Below are 22,490 nucleotides of genomic sequence, written 5' to 3' on the forward strand. Positions count from 1 at the left end.
ATTCGCAATTCGTTTTACCAATCTTTTTCTGTTTTTATTTTGTAGCCTTTTTGCTTTTCAGCATTTACTTTTTCTTGAACTTTCTGTTCTTGATTGTTCATGGCTTCTAACAAACTCTTAACCTGTTGTGGAGACATTTGTCCTGGACGTGGCTGTGGAGGCTGCTGTTTTTCTTTTTCGTCTCCTTTTCCCTTATCGTTTTTTTCATCTTTAGGCTTTCCTTTATCATCTTTCTTATCGTCGCCTTCTTTTTTGTCTTGATCGCCTTTATCTTTTTGGTCTTGGTCTTTCTTATCGTCGCCTTCTTTTTTTTCCTGATCTTTTTTGTCGTCCTTTTTATCCTTGTCTTTATCGTCTTTCTTATCGTCTTCTTTATCCTTTTGCTGCTCTGCACATATTTTAGCTAAACCCAAATTATAACGTGTTTCCTCATCGGATGGATCGTTTCTCAAGGCATTTTTATAAGCTTCAACAGCTTCTTTACACTTTTTATTTTCCATAAGCACATTGCCTATGTTGTGGTATGCTTTGTGTTTTTCTACTTTTGAGGTCGCAATTTTAGCCGCTTGGTCTAAACGATACAAGGCTTCTTCATAGCTTCCTTTTTTTATATAAGAGTTTCCCAAATTATAGATACCTGCTACGGTTGTTCCTTGTTCTGAAATGGCTTTTCTATATTCCTTTTCTGCCGAAACAAAATCATCTTCATTAATTAAATTATTTCCTTCATACACATAATTATTAGCCTTTTTAGCCGCCAATAAAGCTTCTTTTTCTTTGTCTTGAGAGAAAGAAAAGATAGCGGTTAATGTTATTATGATAAATAATATATACTTCATTTTATAATGCTTTGTTCAACTTATAAATTTACAAAACCTAATAACTGGTTATCGTTAAAGATTTTATAAAATAATTTACGAATTGCGATGTTTGATTTACGATTACTTTACACTCCAATTTAAAAATTGCAACTCGTACTTCATAATTACATTTATAGGTTTTCGTTGAATAAATTCAACTTTTTCAACCATGCTGTTTTGCGCTCCAACAAGAAAATATCTACCAATAAAAAGAAAATGGCAAACACTAAAAACCATTGAAATTGGTCTTTAAAATCGGCATATTCCTTTGTTTCAAACTCTTTCTTATCCATTGCGTTTAAAATATCACCTATTTTTTTAACGACATCATTGGTGTTTTTACCATTTAAATATACCCCATTGGCTTCAGCGGCAATACTTTTAAGTGTTTCTTCATCTAAACGCGTAATAACGGTTTCTCCTTGGTTATCTTTTTTATAATTTAAAACCACACCGTTGCGTTTTTCTGGTATAGGGCCTCCTTTTACATCCCCTACACCTATGGTAAAAATTCTAATACCAGCTTCATTAGCTTCTTCAGCTACTGCAGCAGCTTCTTCACTATGGTCTTCACCATCTGAAATAATAATTAGAATGCGATTCGTTTGTTCTTCGTCATCAAAATAAGTGGTAGCCAATTTTATAGCTTCATTAATAGCCGTCCCTTGTGATGATAGCATATCTGTATTCATGCCTTGAAGAAACATTTTTGCGGAAGCATAATCGGTAGTAATGGGTAACTGGGGAAATGCTTTTGCTGCGTAAGCAATAATACCCACGCGGTCGCTTGCCAAATTATTGATGATTTGGGTTACTAATTGTTTTGCTTTATCCAATCGATTGGGTGCAATATCTTCTGCAAGCATACTTTTAGAAACATCCACTGCAAAAACAATATCAACCCCTTCTCGTTTTATGGTTTCTAACTTTGTGCCTATTTTTGGGTTTACAAGTGCAATGGCTAAACACGCAAAAGCTAAACTTAACACCACTATTTTTAAAACTGATTTGAATAATGATCTATTAGGACTTAATTTCTTAAGTAATGCTTTATCGGCAAATTTACGTTGGGTACGGTGTTTCCAAAATTGAAGCAGCAAAAAGAATAGGATTATTACTGGAATAATTCCTAATGCCCAAAACCATATTTTTTCGTCTAATTGATACATGTCGGTTCTTGGTTCTTAATTTTATCTTCTGTCATAGGTCTTTTATCTTTTTCTTCTAAACAAAACTCCTAAAAAGGGTGTTTCTAAGTAAAAATTCTATTAACAGAAATAAACCCGCAAATAATACCAACGGGCGGTACTTTTCTTCGTAATTATAGTATTTAAACTCCTCCACATCCGTTTTCTCAAGTTTGTTTATTTCACCATATATTTCCTCTAACTTCTTATTATTGGTGGCTCTAAAATATTTTCCTCCAGTAACTGCTGCTATTTCTTTTAGCAGTACTTCGTCTATTTCTACTTGAACACGTGCATATTGAAATCCGCCCGTTCTGGGGTCTAAGGCCACTGGCGATAATGCCATACCATTGGTACCCAAACCAATTGTATAGGTTTTTATCCCATACTCCATAGCTAGTTCACTGGCTATTTTAGGGTCTATAAAACCAGTATTATTAACCCCATCGGTTAACAAAATAATCACTTTACTTTTGGCTTTACTATCTTTTAAGCGGTTTACTGCAGTTGCTAAACCCATACCAATAGCAGTTCCACCTTCAATAATAGTATTATATTTAATATCATTTAATGAACGCAGTACAATAGATTTATCGCTAGTAACAGGGGTTCTTGTATAACTTTCACCAGCATATTCTACGAGCCCTATCCTGTCGTTTGGCCTACCTTTTATAAATTCTGCAGCAACATTTTTTAAGGCTTCTAATCTGTTTGGTGATAAATCTTTAGCCAACATACTTGCCGATACATCAATAGCCATTACAATATCAATACCTCTGGTTGTTTTTGTTTTGGAAGACACATCAACCGTTTGTGGTCTTGCCAATGCAGTAATTAACAAAGCTAATGCCAATAAGCGCAATATAAACAAACCGTGCTTTAGTTTTGGCAACCATGAACTGGTTAGTTTAAATCCTTTTAAGCTGGATATTTTAAGTTCGGCTGTTTGCTTTTTATGTTTAAAAATGTACCAAAGTATCGCCAACGGTAACACCAAAAGCGCCCAAAACCACTGTTTATTCAAAAAATCGATACCTTCAAACATTATTCTTCTGCTTTTTTAAGTTCAATTGAATTTAAAATACGTACTATTATTTGCTCTGCATACTCATCATCAATAGGATAGGTCATAATAATTTGCTGTAACACATTTTCTGAAGCAAATTGCAATAATATATAATTCCCTTCTTGCACTTTTTGACTTATTTGGTTTTTAACTTTTAATGTACCATATGTTTTTAAACCTTCAGCGCCGTTAGGTGTTACAAATTTATCTCTAAATACCACAATATCATATGCCCCTTGAGCTTCGATACCTTTAAGGCTTTCTTCTGATGCTTTTTCAATATCGATTTTATTTTCACCCATATTTTTATAGGATGTGGTATTTACCATGATACTAAATATATCTAGTAAAGTACCGTAAATAAAGGTTGTTTGAGTTACTTGTGCTTTCATTTCTTCTGTAAGCGGTAACTCAATACGTGACAATACTTTAGGTGTGGAAATGGTAACTGGCGGAAAACCATATTCGCTGGTTACCCAGTCGCCTTCTAAAAGTTCTACACTATCGTGTCCAATAATGGTATCTTTTACATAATTGAAACCGTATTTTAAACCAAAACCAACAAATGTTGCCATTAATAAAAACACACCAATTACAACAGTTATGATGATTTTTTTACGTTTATTTTTTCGTTCTAACTCTTCTCGATATTTTTCATCTAAAAGTTTTTCTTCTTCTGTGGGTTCTGGAAGTGCCTCTTTTACGTGGTCAATCTCAATATCAATAGTATTTCTATCTATTTTGGCAAGCTCTACATCTACGGCAGATTTTGCGAATTTTACCAAATCGGCACGTTTTAAAATGCTTTCTAAATTTCTAATATCTTCTTTACTTAACTCTATTTGATGGCCTTCTTTAAGTAAATTAAGTCGGGTAATCAACTCATCCGTAGTACTTTCCAAAGCTTTATCATATACTTTTTCATCAAGATATTTCCTAATAATAAAAGTAAGTTCTGAATAATATTCTTTTATAGAGTCGGTTTCTAAATAATGACTTTCATCAAGTTTCTTTAGAGCTAATTTTGCCCTATCGTAAGGTGGTAATAAGGCTATTTGTTCGGCTTCGGTTAAAGGTTTTTTTCGCCAAATAAACCAATACATTAAAAACCCGATAACACCAATTATTAAAAGCGTTAGCAATAAATATTTCCACCAATCGCTGCCTTTTTTACCAACTTCAATAATGGGTTTTATATCGTAAAGCCCTTGTTTTGTAGTATCTACAACCACATTGTTAACCTCAACTTTTAAAGAATCGGTAAAAAATGTTTTATCGCCAATAATTATTTTTTGTCTTGGAATGGTGTATTTTCCAGAATCGAATTGGGTTAAACCATACTTTTTTATAAGGTTGTATTTGTCGTTCTTTTTAATGGTATCTATCGCATACGATTCTATCATTTCTAAAGGCGAAAATGTTTGCCCTTCGGGGAAAACCACCAAGCTATTTGGTTTGCTTTCAACTTCAATTTTATAGGTAATTTGTTGCCCTATTTTGATTTTTGTGGAATCGATTGAGGATTTTACCTGTGCATTTACAAAACAAAAAGAAACTAACAAGAAGAAAGAAAGAAAGACTGATGACCGATGACCGATGACCATGGTTTTCATATTCATAATTCGTAATTCGTAATTCATAATTCGTTTATCCTCTTCTTTTAAAATACCCCAACATTTTTTTTACATAACTTTCGTCCACACGACAATCGATAGTACCTGCACCCGATTTTGTAAAACTCTCTCTGTAATAATCTACCTTTTCTTGGTAAAACTTAGCATAATTAAGACGTACTTTTTTTGATGATGTATTAACCAACATATACTCGCCGGTTTCTTCATCTTCCATTTGAACCACTCCTAAATTTGGAATCTCTTCTTCGCGCTTATCGTAGACTCGAATACCAGTAACATCGTGTTTTCCCGATACAATTTTCATGGTTTGGTTGTAATCATCAGCAATAAAATCAGACAAGACAAACACTATAGCTTTCTTTTTCATAACGTTTTGCATGAATTTTAAAGCTTCGGCTAAATTGGTTTGTTTGCTTTCAGGTTCGAACTCAATCAATTCACGAATGATGCGCAATACATGTGAACGTCCTTTTTTAGGTGGGATGTAAAGTTCTACTTTATCCGAAAATAAAATAAGGCCTATTTTATCATTATTCTGGGTGGCAGAAAACGCTAAAGTTGCAGCTATTTCTGTAATAATTTCATTTTTAAATTGCGCTTCGGTACCGAACATTTCAGACCCCGAAACATCTACCATAAGCATCATGGTAAGTTCGCGTTCTTCTTCAAAAACCTTTATATAAGGTTCGTTGTAGCGTGCGGTAACATTCCAATCTATATTTCGAACATCATCACCAAATTGATACTGACGTACTTCACTAAAAGTCATACCCCTACCTTTGAAGGTTGAGTGATACTCGCCCCCAAAAATATGATCAGACAATCGGCGTGTCTTAATCTCTATTTTTCGTACTTTCTTTAGTAATTCTTTAGTATCCATTTTTCAATTGTCTATTGAATATTTATTATTGATTAATTTTCACTTAATAATCAATTGTCAATTATCAATTGTCAATTTTAAGGTACTTCTATTTCGTTTACTATTTTGTTAATGATGTCTACCGAGGTTACATTTTCAGCTTCCGCTTCGTAAGTAATACCAATTCTATGTCTTAGCACATCGTAAACTACGGCGCGTACATCTTCTGGAATAACATATCCACGGCGTTTGATGAAGGCGTAACATTTTGCTGCAGTAGCTAAATTTATACTTCCACGAGGTGATGCTCCAAACGAAATAAGTGGTTTTAAATCGGCAAGCTTATATTTTTCTGGGTAGCGTGTTGCAAAAATAATATCGAGAATGTATTTTTCAATTTTCTCGTCCATATATACTTCACGAACGGCAGATTGTGCTTTAAGTATTTGATCTACTGAAACTACAGGATTTACTTTATCCCAAGCACCTTTCATATTGGCACGCATGATTAATTGCTCTTCGGCAATTTTTGGATAATCTATAACTGTTTTTAGCATAAAACGGTCAACCTGTGCTTCTGGTAATGGATAGGTTCCTTCTTGCTCCACAGGATTTTGTGTTGCCATTACCAAAAATGGCTTGTCAAGTTTAAATGTTTCATCACCAATGGTTACTTGTTTTTCTTGCATCGCCTCAAGTAATGCCGATTGTACTTTTGCAGGCGCACGGTTAATCTCATCTGCCAAAACGAAATTGGCAAAAATAGGTCCTTTTTTAATGGAAAAATCGTTAACCTTCATGTTGTAAATTAACGTTCCGGTTACATCGGCAGGTAATAAATCGGGGGTAAACTGTATTCTGCTAAAGCTACCATCAACCGCTTGCGCCAAGGTATTAATGGCTAAAGTTTTTGCAAGACCAGGAACACCTTCAAGCAATATATGCCCTTGCCCTAGCAAACCAATTAGTAAACGTTCTACCATATGCTTTTGCCCTACGATGACTTTATTCATCTCTAGCATCAGTAAATCAACAAAAGCACTTTCTCTTTCAATTTTCTCATTAATGGTCTTAATATCAATTGTACCTGTTTCTTCCATCATTTATATATTTTTAAACGCCCGAATATACTAAGCTTATTTGAGCAGTGCAAATTGTTAAAATTTTTCTTTGAACGCTGTTAAATATTGGTTAAAATAATTTTAGTGTACAGTTAATAATTGGTTAAAATAATAAAGAGCAATTCCTCACGAAACTGCTCTTTATTTATAAATGGACTAATTAATTTTATTGGGCTACTAATATTATATCTGCCAACACTGTTAACATATTTGATGTTACTACAGCCTCAACATCTTGAGACACATAACCTGCCGCACCAACTGTTACCATGTATGTTCCGCCGGTATATTTTCAATAAGAAATTCGCCATTAGCATTTGAATTAACTGTGGCTAGAACCTCAACTGCATCTTTTAATTTTACAATAACTGTAACTACAATATTATTTGTTACATCTCCACTAATAGAACCTGGTTTTAACTGTAACTCAATAGGATTTTGAATAGTTGTAATTTCTCCATTAGCTACACTAACAATTGTGCTTCCAGAACCATAATTAGAAGTCTCATCTAATGGTGTAACAACAACTTCATAAGTTCCAGCAGGGACACCCCATAATGCAAAAGCACCATTTTCATCTGTATTTGCTGAAATAATAAAGTCATCGTCAGTTTCTGGTGTGCCTTTATCATCTACTAAAACGGAGGCCATAGATGGCACATCTGTTGGACTCACTATCCCTTGAATAATTCCCGAACTAACTTCTGCACTTGCATAAAGTACTGGTTTTAATATAATATTGCCAGAATTTCCAGCCATAACGATGGATTTTTCAACATCAAAGTCTAACACAAAATCATAAGTAAATCCTTCTTCTAAAACTGTGTTTATTTTTACTTTTAAACCAGATTGCTGTGCACTAGGGGTTTTAAGGTCGTGCTCAACATCACTTATTTCACCTTCAATAATAATAGTATTCCCATCACCTAATACCAAACGCATTTGGCTTAATGTTCCAGCTGGGATAGGAAAACGATCGACTAAAACTTTACTAAAACCACCTGTAAAATCTAACAAATTAACGGTTCCACTTTCAGCATTTAAAGATATCCATCCGCTATCACTGTCTGAATCATCATCCATTTTAACCATTACATCAACAATCTCAACATTAACAGCTTTAAAATCGCCCGGAGCATCCACAAGTCTTACTGATATTGTTGGATCCGATTTGTCAATACTATTAGAATCTGAATCCGTACAAGAAAATACAAATGCTAAGAATAGCACTGGGAATAAGTTTTTTAAAGTTTTCATAATTATTCTATTTTTTTGAATTTATATTACGATTTATATACGAATGCTTTTACAGTTTTGGTTTCTTTTTTAAATTTTGATCACGTTTAAATTTTAAAAAAACTATAATTCTTTAGTAATCAGACATTAAATACATTTAAAAGGTAAAAGTAAAATATTAAGTATGTTTTAAGTATTTTTATGTATGAATTAAAAAAAACATATATAATCTGTAAAGGCTAGTTACAAATTAATATAAATAAAACAAACAATTATGACAAAAACAGCCTTAATAACTGGAGCAACAAGCGGTATTGGACATGCTACAGCCTATGAATTTGCAAAACAGGGAATAAATTTAGTTTTATGTGGGAGGCGATTAGAGCGACTGCACACCATACAAGAAGCACTTGGTAAACTGACCCATGTTCACATTTTAAATTTTGATGTTAGAGATAAAACTGAAACTTTTAAAGCCATAGAATCGTTACCCGAAAATTTTAAACAGATTGATATTTTAATAAACAATGCTGGAAACGCTCATGGTTTAGACCCCATTGATACTGGAAGTTTAGACGACTGGGATGCCATGATGGATATAAACGTAAAAGGTTTGCTCTATGTAAGTAAGGCTATCATTCCACAAATGACGGCACGAAAATCGGGACACATAATTAATATTGGTTCTTCGGCAGGAAAAGAAGTGTATCCAAAAGGCAATGTGTATTGTGGAAGTAAACATGCTGTTTTAGCTATTACCGAAGGGATGCGTATTGATTTGAATCCGTATGGAATAAAAGTAGGAGCCATTAGTCCGGGATTGGTTGAAACCGAATTTTCGCAAGTACGTTTTAAAGGCGATAAAATTGCCGATACCGTTTATCAAGGGTTTCAAGCATTGCAAGCTAAAGATGTTGCTGAAGTTGTCTATTTTGCCGTTTCAAGACCAGCACATGTTAATATTGCTGATGTTTTAATGTTTTGTACGGCCCAGGCTAATGCATCCATATTGAATAAATCGATTATCTAAATTTATCAATTACCTAAAAAACTAAGAATGTAAGGGATAAAATATGATTAACCTTGAATAAACAATAAAAATAGATAATGCCCTGATGATTAACAAACGCCTACTTATAAAAAACCTATTATCGCATAACGATGAAAACAGCTTTTACGATAAAAAGCGTAAAATTGATATTAGTTTTAAAGAAGGAAAAGCTAAGTTTTTAAAGCATGTTTGTGCCCTTTCTAACAGCAACCCCAAGAACAACTCATTCATTGTTATTGGGGTTGAAGATGTTGATAACGACATTGTTGGTGTCGATTTTTTTGATGACAGCAAAATACAAAACCTCATCAATGCCTATTTAACCAATCCGCCAATTGTTCAATATGAAAATATTCCGTTTCCACATTTACCAGACCATAAAGTAGTTGGTTTGGTAACCATTCGTCCAACGGGGAAAATAACATCTTTGCGGAAAAATATTTGGAAATATTATGGAGGCTCGGTATTTTTTAGAGATGGTAGTATGAGCATGCCCAAAGTATTTGACATCGAAATAAAAGACGTTAACTCTAAAATTGTCGAGTCTATTGAAAACAACTCGCAAAACAATATAGAACACACCTTAAACGGCGTTTTCGATTTTTTAAAAAAGCGGAAAGATTACAACGCCAAATACAAAGTTTTTAAAGAATATTTTGTGGTTTGTTGGGCAGGACAAAAAAAAGTAATTAAAGATGAAATTTTCTTTTCTAGAGTTGATATTGAATTGATAAACGAACAGGTAAGATTGTTTTTTTCAGCTTTAGATGATGTTGCTATTTATATTAATGACGATTCATTTAAAATTATTGAATATGTAAATCTGGGATTTCAAAATTCTAATAAATACTATCAATTAGAAGAAACTATTATCAATTTTGAAAACAATGCTAATTATACCATTGAAACCAAACTTTTATTTGAACCACCTCAATATGATAAAAAAGTACTGCACCATATTTACAACACAACAAACACTCTTTTAGAAAAGCTTAAAAAAGGGCTAGCATTTACAAAAAATGAAGAAAGAGATTTAAAAAACTTACCTGTTACCTACTTGATCTGTTATTTAAATTTATTTCATGAAGCCATTGATAAATTGGAAGAAGCTAAACCTTATTTAAGAGCCCATAGTGAAGAATTGTATCATTTATATAAAGAATCTATGCGTGTATTAAGAAAGGTGAAATACAGTTAATCTGATTTATAAGAAACTTAACCATAAATTAACTTTAGTGCTTTTTTTCTCACGAAATAAAACATATATTTGTCTCGCTATTAATCTTTTCAAAGATATAACCTTGTTTCTCCCGAAATAATTTCGGCATTGAGGCAAGGTTTTTTTATTAGATAAAATCCATTTTGTTAAACGACCTATTTAGAATTTTGTTATCATCAACTTCCAACCATTTATTTAATACAGTAGCATAAATAGTTCTAAAATCTATTTCAAATTTTAAATCGCCATTATCATCTAAATCATTTAAGCTTGCTGTACTATTATATATGCCTTGTTTTTTCAATTTGTCCCCAATTATAAAGACATTGTTTGCTGTTCCATGGTCGGTTCCTAGACTGGCATTTTGGTTGACACGACGTCCAAATTCTGAAAAAGTAAGTACCATTGTGTCTTTAAATGTGTTATTAACTTTTAAATCTTCAACAAAAGCTTCAACAGATTCGGCATAGGTTTTTAAAAGTCTTTTTTGAGTATTTAGCTGATTTACGTGTGTATCAAAACCACTCAAAGAAGTATAAAACACTTTGGTTTGTAAACCCGAATTAATAAACTGCGCCGTTGTTTTTAGTTGTTTCCCAAATTTGTTGTTTGGATACTCTTTTTTAGATGTTACTGTTTTACTGGTTTCGTAAATATATTTTGCCGAAGATTGTGCTTCAATCATGGTTTTATACAAATACCCCAAATTATGTTCACTTAGATGTGCATCGTTTTGATGATTACCAAGGTTTTGAAAATAAGGGTCTCTAGATAAATTAAATAAAGCTTTTGGGTCTTGGGTTGCAATACCATTTATGTTTTCTCCTTTTAATGCTAAGGATAAAGTGTCGTCTACTTCAATTACATTATAAGGTTGTTTTCCATAATTATCTAAATAGCGTCCTAACCAACCTGTTTGCGAAAACTTGTTAGAATCGGTTGCTGTTTGCCAAATATCCATTGATCTGAAATGCGAGCGCACCGGATTTGGGTATCCAACATTGTTGATAATGGATAAGCAGCCATTATCATATAATCTTTTTAATGGGGCTAAACTACTATGTAGCCCTAATTCGTCATTAAGATTTATAACCTCATTTTTTGGAATACCTAAAGTGGGACGTTGTTTATAATACAAATCGTTTCTGAAAGGAATTACCGTATTTAATCCATCGTTTCCACCTGATAATTGAATAATTACCAAACGTTTATATCCCAAACTACTACTTGCAACTTGCTCAAAAGCTTTTACAAAACTGGGTACAAAAAATAAGCTGCTCGCTAAAGAGGATTGTTTTAAAAATTTTCTTCTATCCATAACTAACACATTTGGTATTCTGGTAATGACATTAGTTGTATACCATACTCTTTTTTAGACACCTTGTTTAATGAATTTAAATAATTGCTTGCCTTAGGACTTAATTCGCTTAATAAAATATAATCTTGCAAGTCTTTTATATCTACCTGTTTGAAATTTTTATTGAAGGTTTCCCAATCATGCTGTGTTTGAAACCTCTTTCCGTAGATATTTTTAAATGCTGATTTTTTAGCGGCCATCATCATGTCAGATTCTCCTAATTCAGATTTAGAAATGTAGGCATCATTTAAAAGTATAGATGGAAGTTTTAAACGCAACACAATGGTATTACTATCTATCCAACTTTTGCCGCCTTTCCAACCTGCTACATTTGGTGGGCCGAATAAGGTTTGTCCTAGCTGTTTTTGAATATATAAAAGTTGCCTTGGGTTATTAAATACTACGGGGACCAACACATTGAGACCTACTAAAAACTCTATGGGCGATTTTATTTTTGTACCTATATTTTCTGGGTTGTAAAACCACTCCGAACTAAACACAAACCGTATCAGGGTCTCAATATTGTAGTCTCTATAAAACACATCTGTCATTTGTTTTATGTGTGTTTCGTTCAATGCATCGTTTACAAAATAGCGGTATATTTTTTCGCAAATAAATTTAGCACATTGCTTTTGTTCTAAAATAATATCGATGATGTCTTCACCATTAAAATTGCCTGTTTTTCCAAAAAAAGTTTTGATAGAGGCATCATGGGTATAGCGTCTGAAAACAAAGTCACCTTTTAAATTATGGCTATAACCCGTAAAGGCTTTAGCACTTTCTTTAATATCGTTTTCGGTATAATGGCCTTCACCTAAAGTGAACAATTCCATAAGCTCGCGGGCAAAATTTTCGTTAGGTCTTTGCTTCTTATTTTGTTTGGTGTTTAGATATTTTGTCATGGCAGCTTCTTTTGAAACAGCATTTACAAAATCTTTAAAATTACCCAAAGCATGCTGGCGTAACATATTGTTAAACTGCTGAATGTACACTACATTATTATCTTCACAAACAAAAACATTTGCCCAAAAGAGTGTCATTTTTTCTCTTAAAAGTTCTGATGGATTTATTAATCGATTTACCCAAGCTCCATTTAAATCTATCGTTTTTTCCCTGCTTAATTGTTGAAGTCTTTTTTGGTTTTCAGAAGAGATTTTGGTTTCTCCAATTAAAATGCTATCTATTTCAGAAGTATCAATTTTTAAAGGAGTTATTCTTTTCGAGTTTTCAAAAAGATTTTCAAGAACTTCCTCCTTTTTCTTTTTAGATAAAGCATGTAATTGGTTTGGTAAAATGCCAAAACCTGAGCGCCAATATAGATGTTGTATATGATTAGCTTTCACAAGAAAAACAAATAAAGTTGTATAATCCTTTAGACTTGGATTATTTATGAAGGTTTAATTACAACGTTTTTAAATATAAAAACATATTAGCCTACAAATCAAATTTAATACCCTGAGCCAAAGGCAATTCTGCAGTATAATTAATGGTATTGGTTTGTCGACGCATATATACTTTCCAAGCATCGCTACCAGATTCTCTACCACCACCAGTTTCCTTTTCGCCACCAAAAGCACCCCCAATTTCGGCACCTGAGGTCCCTATATTGACGTTGGCAATGCCACAATCAGACCCAGCAACCGACAAGAAATGTTCGGCTTCACGTAAATTATTCGTCATTATAGCAGAAGATAATCCTTGAGCTACATTGTTTTGAGTGTCAATAGCATTTTCAACATCACCAGTATATTTTAATAAATATAAAACAGGTGCAAAGGTTTCATGTTGTACAATTTTAAATTCAGGTTTTGCCTCTGCAATAGCTGGTTTTACGTAACAACCACTTTCAAACCCTTCGCCTATTAAAACGCCCCCTTCAACAATAATGTTTCCGCCTTCTTCAATCACTTTTGTTAAAGCATTTTGATACATTTTCACAGCATCGTTATCAATCAATGGGCCTACATGATTTTTTTCATCTAATGGATTTCCAATACGAAGTTGTTTATACGCATTCGTAACTGCAGTTTTTACTTGGTCATAAATCGATTCATGAATAATTAAACGACGTGTTGAAGTACAACGCTGTCCAGCAGTACCAACTGCTCCAAAAACGGCACCTATAACCGTCATTTTTATATCGGCATCTGGTGTTACAATTATTGCGTTATTGCCTCCTAATTCTAATAAACTTTTTCCTAAACGAGCTGCCACGGTTTGTGCCACAATTTTACCCATTCTGGTAGAGCCTGTTGCAGAAATTAAAGGGATTCGGGTGTCTTTCGTCATAAATTCACCAACTTTATAATCGCCATTTATTAAACACGAAATACCTTCGGATAAGTTATTTGCTTTAAAAACCTCAGATGCTATGTTTTGACAAGCTATGCCGCAAAGTGGTGTTTTTTCACTCGGTTTCCAAACAGTAATATCACCACAAACCCAAGCTAATGCGGTGTTCCACGCCCAAACAGCGACTGGAAAATTAAATGCTGAAATAATCCCAACAACACCAAGCGGATGGTACTGTTCGTACATACGGTGTCCTGGGCGTTCGGAATGCATGGTCAACCCATGAAGCTGGCGTGATAAACCAACAGCAAAATCGCAGATATCAATCATTTCCTGTACTTCTCCCAATCCTTCTTGATACGATTTTCCCATTTCATAGGAAACCAGTTTACCTAAAGCTTCTTTTTTTTCGCGTAATTTATCACCAAACTGTCGCACAATCTCTCCACGTTGTGGTGATGGCATCAATCTCCATGTTTTAAAGGCTTTGGTAGCGGCATCCATTACTTTTTCATAATCTTCCTTTGTAGTGGTAGCCACTTTTCCAATTAATTGTCCGTCAACTGGAGAATATGATTCTAAAATATCTCCTGAACTAAAATTTATCAATCCTGTTGAGGTTCCTTCATTTATAGCTTTAATGCCTAATTGCTTTAACGCTTCTTTAATTCCGAAATTTTCAAAAATAGTGCTCATATTTATTATTTGGTTGCGAATTATTTAATTAAAGAGTAAAGATACTAATAAAAAGTAATTTCAGTTTGTAGCTTTATTTTAAAATAGTTTATCTTTAATATATGGCATTGAACTTAAAATTTAATTCTGAAAATATGGATAAAACACCGCCTTATTATGCTGTTATTTTTACATCTAAACATTCTAAAAACACAGATGGCTATGATGAAATGGCAGAACAAATGGAAACTTTGGCTAAACAACAAAAAGGCTTTTTAGGAATGACCAGTATCAGAGAACACATAGGCATTACTGTAAGTTATTGGGAAAGTTTGGATGCTATTGCAAACTGGAAACAGCAAAACAACCATTTAACGGCACAAGAAAAAGGGCGAAATACTTGGTACGATTGGTATGATGTGAAAATTTGCAAGGTTGAACGGGCTTATAGTTTTAACACTCCCAAAACTATTGCTTAATATAAGTTTTAAGCATACAATGATCACTTTTAAACGTATTCAGTTTTTGGGTTTTAAGAATTTTTAAATCTTTGGAAACCCAAATATGGTCTAGGGAGAGTAGCGGTATATTCCAAAACCAAGTTTCTCTAAAACCATTACCTTTTTTATTAAATGCGTGGTTGAAGTTTTCTTTAATTTCTTTTAAATTTTTAGATTCATAAGGCACATTAAAATCTCCTAAAACAATGGTCTTTTCTTTAGTTTTTATTAATTGATTGACAAAATCAAGTTCCCAAGTACGTGGTACATCGGGACTTCCCGTAACATCAACTGCATAAAAATTAATGCCATTTGTTTTAAAATTTACAACTGTAGAGTTGTAATTAGAGGTGTTATCACTTTCAATTTCAATTTCGGTTTTAGAAAATATATATATTTCTCTTTTTAATTTATAAAAAAAATATTTTGGATATGTTCGATGGAACAACTCCATATTAATTCTTTTAGATTCAACCAAAACCAATATATCTGGAATACCTTTATTCAAATTAAATCCCTCTTCAAAACCATTATCTCGGGATGCGTTCCAAAAAACCACTTCTAAATCTGAATCATTTATAGATTCTGGAATATGAATTTTAAAACTTCTTCCTAACCAAATTATTAATAATACACCTGCTAAAATTAAATGGTATTTTCTTTTTTTAATAAATATGGATAATATTAAAACCACCAATATTATTAACGGCAAAGGGTGTGCATAGTAATTTAAAGAATCGGAAAAACTGCGTTCTTTTAGTACAAAATGCACTGCCAAAAGGGCTGTAATTATTACAGCATTAATAATCCAATAAAGAATTTTGAAAATTTTAATCATTACCTAAGCTGAAAACCCTTTGCTGCCCACCAAGGGTGCATTTCTATAACCAAACGTCCTGCCTTTACCATAGGATCTGCATTAGCTAAACTATCGGCCATTTTCAGGGTTGGTACATTGTAAATTGTGATGCCTCTAATATCTCCTTTGTCTCCAAAAGGACCAGAAATATCGGCATACCCCAACTCGTACATTTTACTTAAATGAGCCAAATGTTCTTTTTGTAAAATATCTGCTTCTTCTTCGTTTTGTGAACGAATTGAACCATTTTTTAAAAAAGCTATAAAGTATTGCTGCATTAAAATGGTGTCTTTTGTTTTCTCATCAACATAATCAAACGTTTGGAAACCTTTTGCTGTTAGAGCTTCTCTAATTTCTTTAACCGATTTTTTAACTGGTTTATCTACTATGTCAGGTATTACCGTGTCTATAGCCGTTTCTTCAACTAAGATGCTTTCCTTTTCTACTTTTCTACACGAGGCCATTGCCAATATTGAAAAACATACTACTATAATTTTTTTCATCTCTTCTTTCTTATAATTTACGTTACCATGTTTTAAATGGTTTTTTACTTAATTGCGAATTGTAATATTTAATAGTCCCTGTAACTTCTTCACCTAACCAATTTGGTCTTAAAAATGTTTCGTTATCGGTCATTAATTCAACCTCAGCAATAACCAATCCATTATTATCTCCATAAAATTCATCAACTTCAAAAATATGTTTTCCATATTTTACTTCATATCGAATTTTATCAATAACTCCAGGTTCACAGAGTTTTAAAAGTGCTTCGGCTTCTTCTTTTGTCAGTTCATTTTCCCATTCAAAACGAGATAAACCATTGTTTCTAGATGCTCCCTTTACAGTTATAAACCCTTTTTCTCCTTTTAACCGAACCCTTACAGTTCGCTCTTTATGTGTGTTCAAAAACCCTTGTATAATCCTTGTGCTTTTAAAAGCTTCATCTTTATAACTATTTGAAGTTACTAAAAATTTGCGTTCAATTTCTACCATTAACTATCTCTATTAATTTACAGGTTAAAGTGCCAATAAAAAATGGCATATAATGTCTAAATTTACAGTATGTTAACCGATTTACCAATTCGAAAAATTATTCATGTTGATATGGACGCGTTTTATGCTTCTGTTGAACAAATGGATAACCCTGAACTTAAAGGGAAACCCATTGCTGTTGGAGGAAGTGGTAAACGTGGGGTAATTAGTGCAGCAAGTTATGAAGCCAGAAAGTTTGGAGTAAAAAGTGCTATGGCTGGAAATTTAGCTATAAAACTATGTCCTGAACTTATTTTTGTACGTCCACATTTTGAGCGTTATGCTGAAATTTCAAAAAAAATCAGAAAAATTTTTCTTGATTATACCGATTTGGTAGAACCTCTCTCTTTAGATGAAGCATATTTAGATGTTACCCACAATAAAAAAGGGAACCCTAGTGCTTCTTTAATTGCTAAAGAAATAAGGGAGCGTATTTTTAATGAAGTAGGCTTAACAGCATCCGCAGGTATTTCTATTAATAAATTTGTAGCTAAAGTTGCCAGCGATTATAATAAACCAAACGGACAAAAAACCGTGAATCCAGAAGAAGTTATTGATTTTCTGGAACAATTAGATATTCGAAAATTTTATGGCGTTGGTAAAGTAACTGCTGAAAAAATGTATCAATTGGGCATTTTTACTGGAAAAGATTTAAAGCTAAAATCTATTGATTATTTAGATGCCCATTTTGGAAAATCTGGTAGGTACTATTATTATGTGGTTAGGGGTATTCATACTAGTGAAGTGAAGCCGAACCGAATTAGAAAAAGTTTAGCTGCTGAACGTACCTTTAGTGAAAATTTATCGAGCGAAATATTCATGCTTGAAAAACTAGAGCATATTGCCCAGGAAGTCTCCAATAGGTTAGCAAAAAGCAAAGTTTCTGGTAAAACCGTAACTTTAAAGATAAAATATAGCGATTTCACTTTGCAAACCCGAAGCAAAACCTTGCACTATTTTATTAGTGATAAATCTTTAATATTAGAAACCGCAAAGGATTTACTGTACCAAGAAAAACTGAGCAATTCGGTGAGGCTACTTGGCATTTCTATATCTAACCTAAATACCGAAACAAAAAAAACACCCGAACAAAAAAGCGTAAGTGTACAATTGAAGTTTGAATTTTAGCTTCAAAAAAGATACGAAAAATGAGCGTTATCCATTTTAAAATGGATAACGCTCATAATATTTTATTACTTAAAATTTTAGTTTGAAATCTCTCTAACACGTAAGGTATTAACCATTCCTTTTTCTGCTATTGGCATGGAGGCTAAACTGATTACCATATCTCCTTTTTGCACATATTTGTGTGCTTTAGCAATTCTGTTAATATCTACAACAGTATCATCGGTAGATACAAAACGGTCGTAAAAGAATGCCTGAACACCCCAAAGCAAACTTAATTGAGTTAAAATACGTTTGTTTGATGTAAAAACTAGAATATGACATGATGGTCTCCAAGCCGAAATTTGAAACGCTGTATAGCCACTATTGGTTAACGTTGAAATGGCTTTAGCATCAATTTCATTTGCCATAATAGCGGCGTGGTAACAAATAGACTTTGTAATATAACGGTTGGTACGAATATGTGGAGGTAATTGCGGAACTTTAATTAATGGTGAATCTTCAACATTCTTTAAAATATTTGCCATTTGCCTAATAACTTGAACTGGGTAACTACCAACAGACGTTTCTCCAGAAAGCATTACAGCATCTGCACCATCCATTACCGAATTTGCAACATCGTTCACTTCTGCCCGTGTTGGTGTTAAACTTGTAATCATTGTCTCCATCATTTGGGTTGCTATAATTACAGGTATTCTAGCTTTTTTAGCTCTTAGCACTAATTGCTTTTGAATAAGAGGAACTTCTTCAGCAGGAACTTCTACCCCTAAGTCACCACGAGCCACCATTAAACCATCACAATGCGCTACAATTGAATCAATATTTGTTACAGCCTCTGGTTTTTCAATTTTTGCTATAATCGGAATTTTATGCTCGCTGTGTTTTTCTATTAAATCGCGCAATTGCATCAAATCCTCTGCGTGACGTACAAATGACAAGGCCATCCAATCAACATTTAGGCTTATTGCGAAAATAGCATCTTCAATGTCTTTTTCAGTTAAAGCAGGTTGCGATATATTGGTATTCGGTAGGTTTACACCCTTTTTAGATTTTAATGGTCCTCCTTGAATTACTTTTGCTTTTACTTCAGATTTACCATCTGTTGAAACGACTTCAAAAATTAATTTTCCATCATCTAAAAGAATACGCTCACCTGGTTTTGCATCTTGAGGAAACCTGTCGTAGGTCATGTAAACACGTTCTTTTGTGCCCTCAAATCGTTTTCCTGTTGCGAATATAATTTCATCACCTGAATCTACTACCACTTCCTCTTTCATAACTCCTACTCGAAGTTTAGGCCCTTGTAAATCGGCTAATATAGCAGCGGTAAAACCAAATTCGTCATTTAGTTCTCGTATCATCTGTACACGTTCTGCTACATCTTTATAATCGGCGTGTGAAAAGTTAATTCTAAATACATTGGCACCCTCTTCAAGCATTCCTTTTAATACTTCTTTAGTGCTTGTAGCTGGACCTAATGTGGCTACTATTTTGGTTTTTTTTCTTAATGGCATTAGCTAAAAATTAAATTGTCTTTTGATTTTAATTGATTAATATCAATACTAAAGGCTGTTGCTACTTGCTGTATTTTTAAAATATTTTTTAAAATATTTTTTTCTTTACTTAAATTGAATTGGTTATCTATTTTTAAAAAATAGTTAACAGCCTTATATTCTGGTATTAAATATATTGTTCTTATTACTTTTTCTTCAGTTTTAAACAGTGAATTGAAATTTTCTTGTTTATAAATCTCTGTTTTACAAATATTAGACACCAAACTCCATGTTATAAGTTGCTTAGCGTCTTCCCATTCAAAAATTGAATAAGTGGCATTATCAAAACTAAAATCTAAATTTGATGTTCTTCTAGTGAGATTGGTACTCAAGTGTTTATTTAGAAGATAAGCTAAACGATAATCTTCAATGGTACAATGGATTGCTATTAAAGTGCAATCTACCTCTTCAAAAACATCATCAAGAATAAGTTTGTGTACTGCCATAACTTATATTAAACATTGTAAATATAGTATTTAAAAACATTCCATTGTAAAAGTTATGTGAATCTTAACAAGTAAAACAACTAAAACGTTATAGTTAATTGCTTTAATTAAAATGCTTAAATCATTTTAGACATTTTGTTTTGAAAGACAAAAAAAGCACGTTTTGAAGCTTTCTCTTCGGCCTTTTTTTTAGAAGTTGCTCTTGCCTTGGCAACAACTTTATTGTCTATGGATAGTTTAACCGAAAAGTGCCTTACATCATCATTTCCGGTATCTTCATAAACATTATAGCCAAATGTTCTTTTTTCTTTTTGGCACCATTCTATTAATAAGCTTTTATAACTTATTACCTTACCTTCTAAGGTTTCTATATCTACATAAGGTGTGATAACACGTTTAAAAATGAATTTTTCACAATACTTATAGCCTTTATCTAAAAAGATGGCACCAACCAAAGCTTCAAATAAATTACCATGTATATTGTCTCCAAACTGTCCTGGAGGTATTTTACTTTCTACTAAACTAATTAAGTTTAATTCCTTTCCCAGTTCATTTAAATGCTCTCTACTTACTACTTTAGAACGCATTTTTGTTAAATAGCCTTCGTCTCCAGCGGGTACTTCAAGATATAAGTGAGAAGCAATAACCGCACTTAACATGGCATCGCCTAAAAACTCCAAACGTTCATAATTAATAGCATGCCCTTTGCTATCTTTTATGTTCATGGACCGGTGTGTAAACGCCTTTTTATAAAACTTAATGTCTTTTGGCTTAAACCCAAGAATCTTGGTTAACTCCATAAAAAAATTCCCGTTGCGTTTAAAACGGGAATTCAATATGTTACGAATGTTTCTCATTCGGGATTTAGTCTAATTTTTTGAATAATACACAAGCGTTATGTCCGCCAAATCCAAATGTATTACTCATTCCTACTTTAATGTTGCGTTTTTGAGCCTTGTTTAAGGTCAAATTTAATTCGGGATCAATATTCTCATCTGCTGTAGTATGGTTAATAGTTGGTGGAACAATACCATGCTCCATAGCCATAATAACCGAAATAGCTTCAATAGCACCTGCAGCACCTAGTAAATGCCCGGTCATTGATTTAGTCGAATTAATATTTATTTTCTTGGCATGATTACCAAATACCTCTGAAATTGCTTTTAATTCTGCAACATCTCCTAATGGTGTAGAGGTTCCATGTGTATTTATATGGTCTACATCTTCTGGTTTCAGGCCTGCATTTTCTAAACAATTTTTCATTACAACAACAACGCCCTTTCCTTCTGGATGTGGTGCTGTCATGTGGTAAGCATCAGATGATAATCCCCCTCCAACAAACTCTGCATAAATTTTTGCTCCTCTTGCTTTAGCATACTCATATTCTTCCAAAACAAGTGCTCCTGCACCTTCACCAAGCACAAACCCATCTCTAGTCCCATCAAATGGACGAGAGGCTGTTTCTGGACTTTCGTTTCTAGTTGATAAAGCATGCATTGCATTAAAACCACCCATTCCAGCAATAGTAACTGCTGCTTCACTACCACCTGTTACAACCACATCGCAATGCCCTAAACGAATAGAGTTTAATGCGTCAAACATAGCGTTGGCAGAAGATGCACATGCAGAAACCGTTGTGTAATTGGGACCCATAAATCCATATTTAATGGAAATATTCCCTGGAGCTATATCAGCAATCATTTTAGGAATAAAAAACGGATTGAATCTTGGAGTTCCGTCACCTTTAGCAAAATTTAAAACTTCTTCCTGAAAGGTTTCTAATCCGCCAATACCAGCTCCCCATATAACGCCAACTCGCAATTTATTAATAGAATCTAAATCTAATTTAGCATCTGCAATGGCTTCATCGGCTGCTACCATTGCATATTGCGTAAATTTATCCATTCTACTTGCAAGCTTTCTGTCTATGAAGTCTGTAGCGTTAAAGTTTTTCAATTCGCAAGCGAACTTCGTTTTAAACTTCTCAGTATCATAATATGTTATAGGCGCAGCACCACTTTTACCACTTATTAAGCCTTCCCAATATTCCTCTTTGGTATTGCCAATAGGTGTTAAAGCCCCTAAACCCGTGACTACAACTCGCTTTAATTCCATAAAGTGTTTTTGCTTATTTTGCTGCTTCTATATAAGAGATAGCTTGACCAACTGTTGCTATATTTTCAGCTTGATCGTCTGGAATTTGAATATCGAACTCTTTTTCGAATTCCATTATTAATTCTACAGTGTCTAAAGAGTCTGCTCCTAAATCGTTTGTGAAGCTAGCTTCAGTTACAACTTCGTTCTCATCAACTCCTAATTTGTCTACGATAATCGCTTTTACTCTTGATGCAATGTCTGACATAATTTTTTAATTTTAAGTTTTAATTAAGTCGCAAAAATAAAAAACTTTATTTTATA

The 22,490-nt window shown here is 33.3% G+C and carries 22 protein-coding genes; 4 read left to right on the top strand and 18 right to left on the bottom strand.

Annotated features, from left to right (window positions below):
* Positions 1 to 14: 14 nt before the first annotated feature.
* The 7 genes from VP395_RS07835 to VP395_RS07865 all read right to left on the bottom strand — a co-directional run bounded on the left by VP395_RS07835 (position 15) and on the right by VP395_RS07865 (position 7,984).
* Positions 15 to 839: a tetratricopeptide repeat protein gene (locus VP395_RS07835; RefSeq protein WP_346241250.1), complete on the bottom strand. Its 825-nt coding sequence runs from the start codon at positions 837 to 839 to the stop codon at positions 15 to 17.
* Between the two features lie 152 nt (positions 840 to 991).
* Positions 992 to 2,029, bottom strand: a complete 1,038-nt coding sequence (locus tag VP395_RS07840) for a vWA domain-containing protein (RefSeq protein ID WP_346241251.1) — start codon at positions 2,027 to 2,029, stop codon at positions 992 to 994.
* Positions 2,030 to 2,084: 55 nt separating this feature from the next.
* Positions 2,085 to 3,092 (bottom strand): vWA domain-containing protein, encoded by a 1,008-nt coding sequence (locus VP395_RS07845; protein ID WP_346241253.1) that lies wholly within the window; start codon positions 3,090 to 3,092, stop codon positions 2,085 to 2,087.
* Positions 3,092 to 4,753, bottom strand: coding sequence for a BatD family protein (locus tag VP395_RS07850; RefSeq protein ID WP_346241254.1), 1,662 nt, complete (start codon positions 4,751 to 4,753; stop codon positions 3,092 to 3,094). Before VP395_RS07850 ends, VP395_RS07845 begins: the two co-directional genes overlap by 1 nt.
* Positions 4,754 to 4,760: 7 nt before the next feature.
* Positions 4,761 to 5,627: a DUF58 domain-containing protein gene (locus VP395_RS07855; protein WP_346241256.1), complete on the bottom strand. Its 867-nt coding sequence runs from the start codon at positions 5,625 to 5,627 to the stop codon at positions 4,761 to 4,763.
* A 77-nt stretch (positions 5,628 to 5,704) separates the two neighbouring features.
* Entirely contained in the window at positions 5,705 to 6,706 is a 1,002-nt protein-coding gene (locus VP395_RS07860) for an AAA family ATPase (RefSeq protein ID WP_346241786.1), read from the bottom strand.
* Between the two features lie 285 nt (positions 6,707 to 6,991).
* On the bottom strand, positions 6,992 to 7,984 hold the full coding sequence (locus VP395_RS07865) for a DUF4382 domain-containing protein (RefSeq protein ID WP_346241258.1): 993 nt from the start codon (positions 7,982 to 7,984) through the stop codon (positions 6,992 to 6,994).
* A 253-nt stretch (positions 7,985 to 8,237) separates the two neighbouring features.
* Between VP395_RS07865 and VP395_RS07870 the strand changes: the two genes are divergently transcribed.
* Positions 8,238 to 8,993 (top strand): SDR family NAD(P)-dependent oxidoreductase, encoded by a 756-nt coding sequence (locus tag VP395_RS07870; RefSeq protein WP_346241260.1) that lies wholly within the window; start codon positions 8,238 to 8,240, stop codon positions 8,991 to 8,993.
* An 85-nt stretch (positions 8,994 to 9,078) separates the two neighbouring features.
* Positions 9,079 to 10,212 carry an ATP-binding protein gene (locus tag VP395_RS07875; protein ID WP_346241262.1) on the top strand — a complete coding sequence of 378 codons (1,134 nt, stop codon included), beginning with the start codon at positions 9,079 to 9,081 and terminating at the stop codon, positions 10,210 to 10,212.
* 148 nt (positions 10,213 to 10,360) lie between these two features.
* Here VP395_RS07875 and VP395_RS07880 read toward each other — a convergent pair whose 3' ends face one another.
* The 3 genes from VP395_RS07880 to amaB form a co-directional block, all read right to left on the bottom strand.
* Complete coding sequence (locus VP395_RS07880; RefSeq protein WP_346241264.1) at positions 10,361 to 11,551, bottom strand: DUF1501 domain-containing protein; 1,191 nt, start codon at positions 11,549 to 11,551, stop codon at positions 10,361 to 10,363.
* 2 nt (positions 11,552 to 11,553) lie between these two features.
* Positions 11,554 to 12,933 (bottom strand): DUF1800 domain-containing protein, encoded by a 1,380-nt coding sequence (locus VP395_RS07885; RefSeq protein ID WP_346241266.1) that lies wholly within the window; start codon positions 12,931 to 12,933, stop codon positions 11,554 to 11,556.
* A gap of 91 nt (positions 12,934 to 13,024) precedes the next feature.
* Positions 13,025 to 14,578 (bottom strand): L-piperidine-6-carboxylate dehydrogenase, encoded by a 1,554-nt coding sequence (amaB, locus tag VP395_RS07890; RefSeq protein ID WP_346241268.1) that lies wholly within the window; start codon positions 14,576 to 14,578, stop codon positions 13,025 to 13,027.
* Between the two features lie 134 nt (positions 14,579 to 14,712).
* Between amaB and VP395_RS07895 the strand changes: the two genes are divergently transcribed.
* Positions 14,713 to 15,036 (top strand): antibiotic biosynthesis monooxygenase family protein, encoded by a 324-nt coding sequence (locus VP395_RS07895; protein WP_346241270.1) that lies wholly within the window; start codon positions 14,713 to 14,715, stop codon positions 15,034 to 15,036.
* Here the strand turns inward: VP395_RS07895 and VP395_RS07900 are convergent.
* Genes VP395_RS07900 through VP395_RS07910 form a run of 3 tightly spaced genes read right to left on the bottom strand, consistent with a single transcriptional unit; the run spans position 15,026 to position 16,909 of the window.
* Positions 15,026 to 15,895 (bottom strand): endonuclease/exonuclease/phosphatase family protein, encoded by an 870-nt coding sequence (locus VP395_RS07900; RefSeq protein ID WP_346241271.1) that lies wholly within the window; start codon positions 15,893 to 15,895, stop codon positions 15,026 to 15,028. The two genes, VP395_RS07895 and VP395_RS07900, sit on opposite strands and share 11 nt — an antisense overlap.
* Positions 15,895 to 16,419 carry a YciI family protein gene (locus VP395_RS07905; protein ID WP_346241272.1) on the bottom strand — a complete coding sequence of 175 codons (525 nt, stop codon included), beginning with the start codon at positions 16,417 to 16,419 and terminating at the stop codon, positions 15,895 to 15,897. The genes VP395_RS07900 and VP395_RS07905 overlap by 1 nt, the downstream gene beginning before the upstream one ends.
* A 22-nt stretch (positions 16,420 to 16,441) precedes the next feature.
* On the bottom strand, positions 16,442 to 16,909 hold the full coding sequence (locus VP395_RS07910; RefSeq protein ID WP_346241273.1) for a CYTH domain-containing protein: 468 nt from the start codon (positions 16,907 to 16,909) through the stop codon (positions 16,442 to 16,444).
* A 69-nt stretch (positions 16,910 to 16,978) separates the two neighbouring features.
* Between VP395_RS07910 and dinB the strand changes: the two genes are divergently transcribed.
* A complete protein-coding gene (gene dinB / locus VP395_RS07915) occupies positions 16,979 to 18,076 on the top strand; it encodes a DNA polymerase IV (protein ID WP_346241274.1) in 1,098 nt (365 codons plus the stop codon).
* A 77-nt stretch (positions 18,077 to 18,153) separates the two neighbouring features.
* On the opposite strand, the gene pyk is transcribed toward dinB, so the two are convergent.
* The 5 genes from pyk to VP395_RS07940 form a co-directional block, all read right to left on the bottom strand.
* Positions 18,154 to 19,587, bottom strand: coding sequence for a pyruvate kinase (pyk, locus tag VP395_RS07920; protein WP_346241275.1), 1,434 nt, complete (start codon positions 19,585 to 19,587; stop codon positions 18,154 to 18,156).
* Entirely contained in the window at positions 19,587 to 20,072 is a 486-nt protein-coding gene (locus VP395_RS07925; RefSeq protein WP_346241277.1) for an IPExxxVDY family protein, read from the bottom strand. The genes pyk and VP395_RS07925 overlap by 1 nt, the downstream gene beginning before the upstream one ends.
* Before the next feature lie 116 nt (positions 20,073 to 20,188).
* Entirely contained in the window at positions 20,189 to 20,929 is a 741-nt protein-coding gene (gene rnc / locus VP395_RS07930) for a ribonuclease III (RefSeq protein ID WP_346241278.1), read from the bottom strand.
* A gap of 7 nt (positions 20,930 to 20,936) precedes the next feature.
* Entirely contained in the window at positions 20,937 to 22,187 is a 1,251-nt protein-coding gene (gene fabF, locus VP395_RS07935; protein ID WP_346241280.1) for a beta-ketoacyl-ACP synthase II, read from the bottom strand.
* A 13-nt stretch (positions 22,188 to 22,200) separates the two neighbouring features.
* Positions 22,201 to 22,434 carry an acyl carrier protein gene (locus VP395_RS07940; RefSeq protein WP_007647141.1) on the bottom strand — a complete coding sequence of 78 codons (234 nt, stop codon included), beginning with the start codon at positions 22,432 to 22,434 and terminating at the stop codon, positions 22,201 to 22,203.
* Between the last annotated feature and the right edge of the window lie 56 nt (positions 22,435 to 22,490).

This window comes from Mariniflexile soesokkakense (genome assembly GCF_039650365.1).
Classification (GTDB): Bacteria; Bacteroidota; Bacteroidia; order Flavobacteriales; family Flavobacteriaceae; genus Mariniflexile; species Mariniflexile soesokkakense.

What these genes read in the sequence shown, in the direction of transcription:
- VP395_RS07835 (WP_346241250.1), bottom strand. Translation starts at nt 839, where the DNA reads ATGAAGTATATATTATTTATCATAATAACATTAACCGCTATCTTTTCT.
- VP395_RS07840 (WP_346241251.1), bottom strand. Translation starts at nt 2,029, where the DNA reads ATGTATCAATTAGACGAAAAAATATGGTTTTGGGCATTAGGAATTATT.
- VP395_RS07845 (WP_346241253.1), bottom strand. Translation starts at nt 3,092, where the DNA reads ATGTTTGAAGGTATCGATTTTTTGAATAAACAGTGGTTTTGGGCGCTT.
- VP395_RS07850 (WP_346241254.1), bottom strand. Translation starts at nt 4,753, where the DNA reads ATGAATTACGAATTACGAATTATGAATATGAAAACCATGGTCATCGGT.
- VP395_RS07855 (WP_346241256.1), bottom strand. Translation starts at nt 5,627, where the DNA reads ATGGATACTAAAGAATTACTAAAGAAAGTACGAAAAATAGAGATTAAG.
- VP395_RS07860 (WP_346241786.1), bottom strand. Translation starts at nt 6,706, where the DNA reads ATGGAAGAAACAGGTACAATTGATATTAAGACCATTAATGAGAAAATT.
- VP395_RS07865 (WP_346241258.1), bottom strand. Translation starts at nt 7,984, where the DNA reads ATGAAAACTTTAAAAAACTTATTCCCAGTGCTATTCTTAGCATTTGTA.
- VP395_RS07870 (WP_346241260.1), top strand. Translation starts at nt 8,238, where the DNA reads ATGACAAAAACAGCCTTAATAACTGGAGCAACAAGCGGTATTGGACAT.
- VP395_RS07875 (WP_346241262.1), top strand. Translation starts at nt 9,079, where the DNA reads ATGATTAACAAACGCCTACTTATAAAAAACCTATTATCGCATAACGAT.
- VP395_RS07880 (WP_346241264.1), bottom strand. Translation starts at nt 11,551, where the DNA reads ATGGATAGAAGAAAATTTTTAAAACAATCCTCTTTAGCGAGCAGCTTA.
- amaB (WP_346241268.1), bottom strand. Translation starts at nt 14,578, where the DNA reads ATGAGCACTATTTTTGAAAATTTCGGAATTAAAGAAGCGTTAAAGCAA.
- VP395_RS07895 (WP_346241270.1), top strand. Translation starts at nt 14,713, where the DNA reads ATGGATAAAACACCGCCTTATTATGCTGTTATTTTTACATCTAAACAT.
- VP395_RS07900 (WP_346241271.1), bottom strand. Translation starts at nt 15,895, where the DNA reads ATGATTAAAATTTTCAAAATTCTTTATTGGATTATTAATGCTGTAATA.
- VP395_RS07905 (WP_346241272.1), bottom strand. Translation starts at nt 16,419, where the DNA reads ATGAAAAAAATTATAGTAGTATGTTTTTCAATATTGGCAATGGCCTCG.
- VP395_RS07910 (WP_346241273.1), bottom strand. Translation starts at nt 16,909, where the DNA reads ATGGTAGAAATTGAACGCAAATTTTTAGTAACTTCAAATAGTTATAAA.
- dinB (WP_346241274.1), top strand. Translation starts at nt 16,979, where the DNA reads ATGTTAACCGATTTACCAATTCGAAAAATTATTCATGTTGATATGGAC.
- pyk (WP_346241275.1), bottom strand. Translation starts at nt 19,587, where the DNA reads ATGCCATTAAGAAAAAAAACCAAAATAGTAGCCACATTAGGTCCAGCT.
- VP395_RS07925 (WP_346241277.1), bottom strand. Translation starts at nt 20,072, where the DNA reads ATGGCAGTACACAAACTTATTCTTGATGATGTTTTTGAAGAGGTAGAT.
- rnc (WP_346241278.1), bottom strand. Translation starts at nt 20,929, where the DNA reads ATGAGAAACATTCGTAACATATTGAATTCCCGTTTTAAACGCAACGGG.
- fabF (WP_346241280.1), bottom strand. Translation starts at nt 22,187, where the DNA reads ATGGAATTAAAGCGAGTTGTAGTCACGGGTTTAGGGGCTTTAACACCT.
- VP395_RS07940 (WP_007647141.1), bottom strand. Translation starts at nt 22,434, where the DNA reads ATGTCAGACATTGCATCAAGAGTAAAAGCGATTATCGTAGACAAATTA.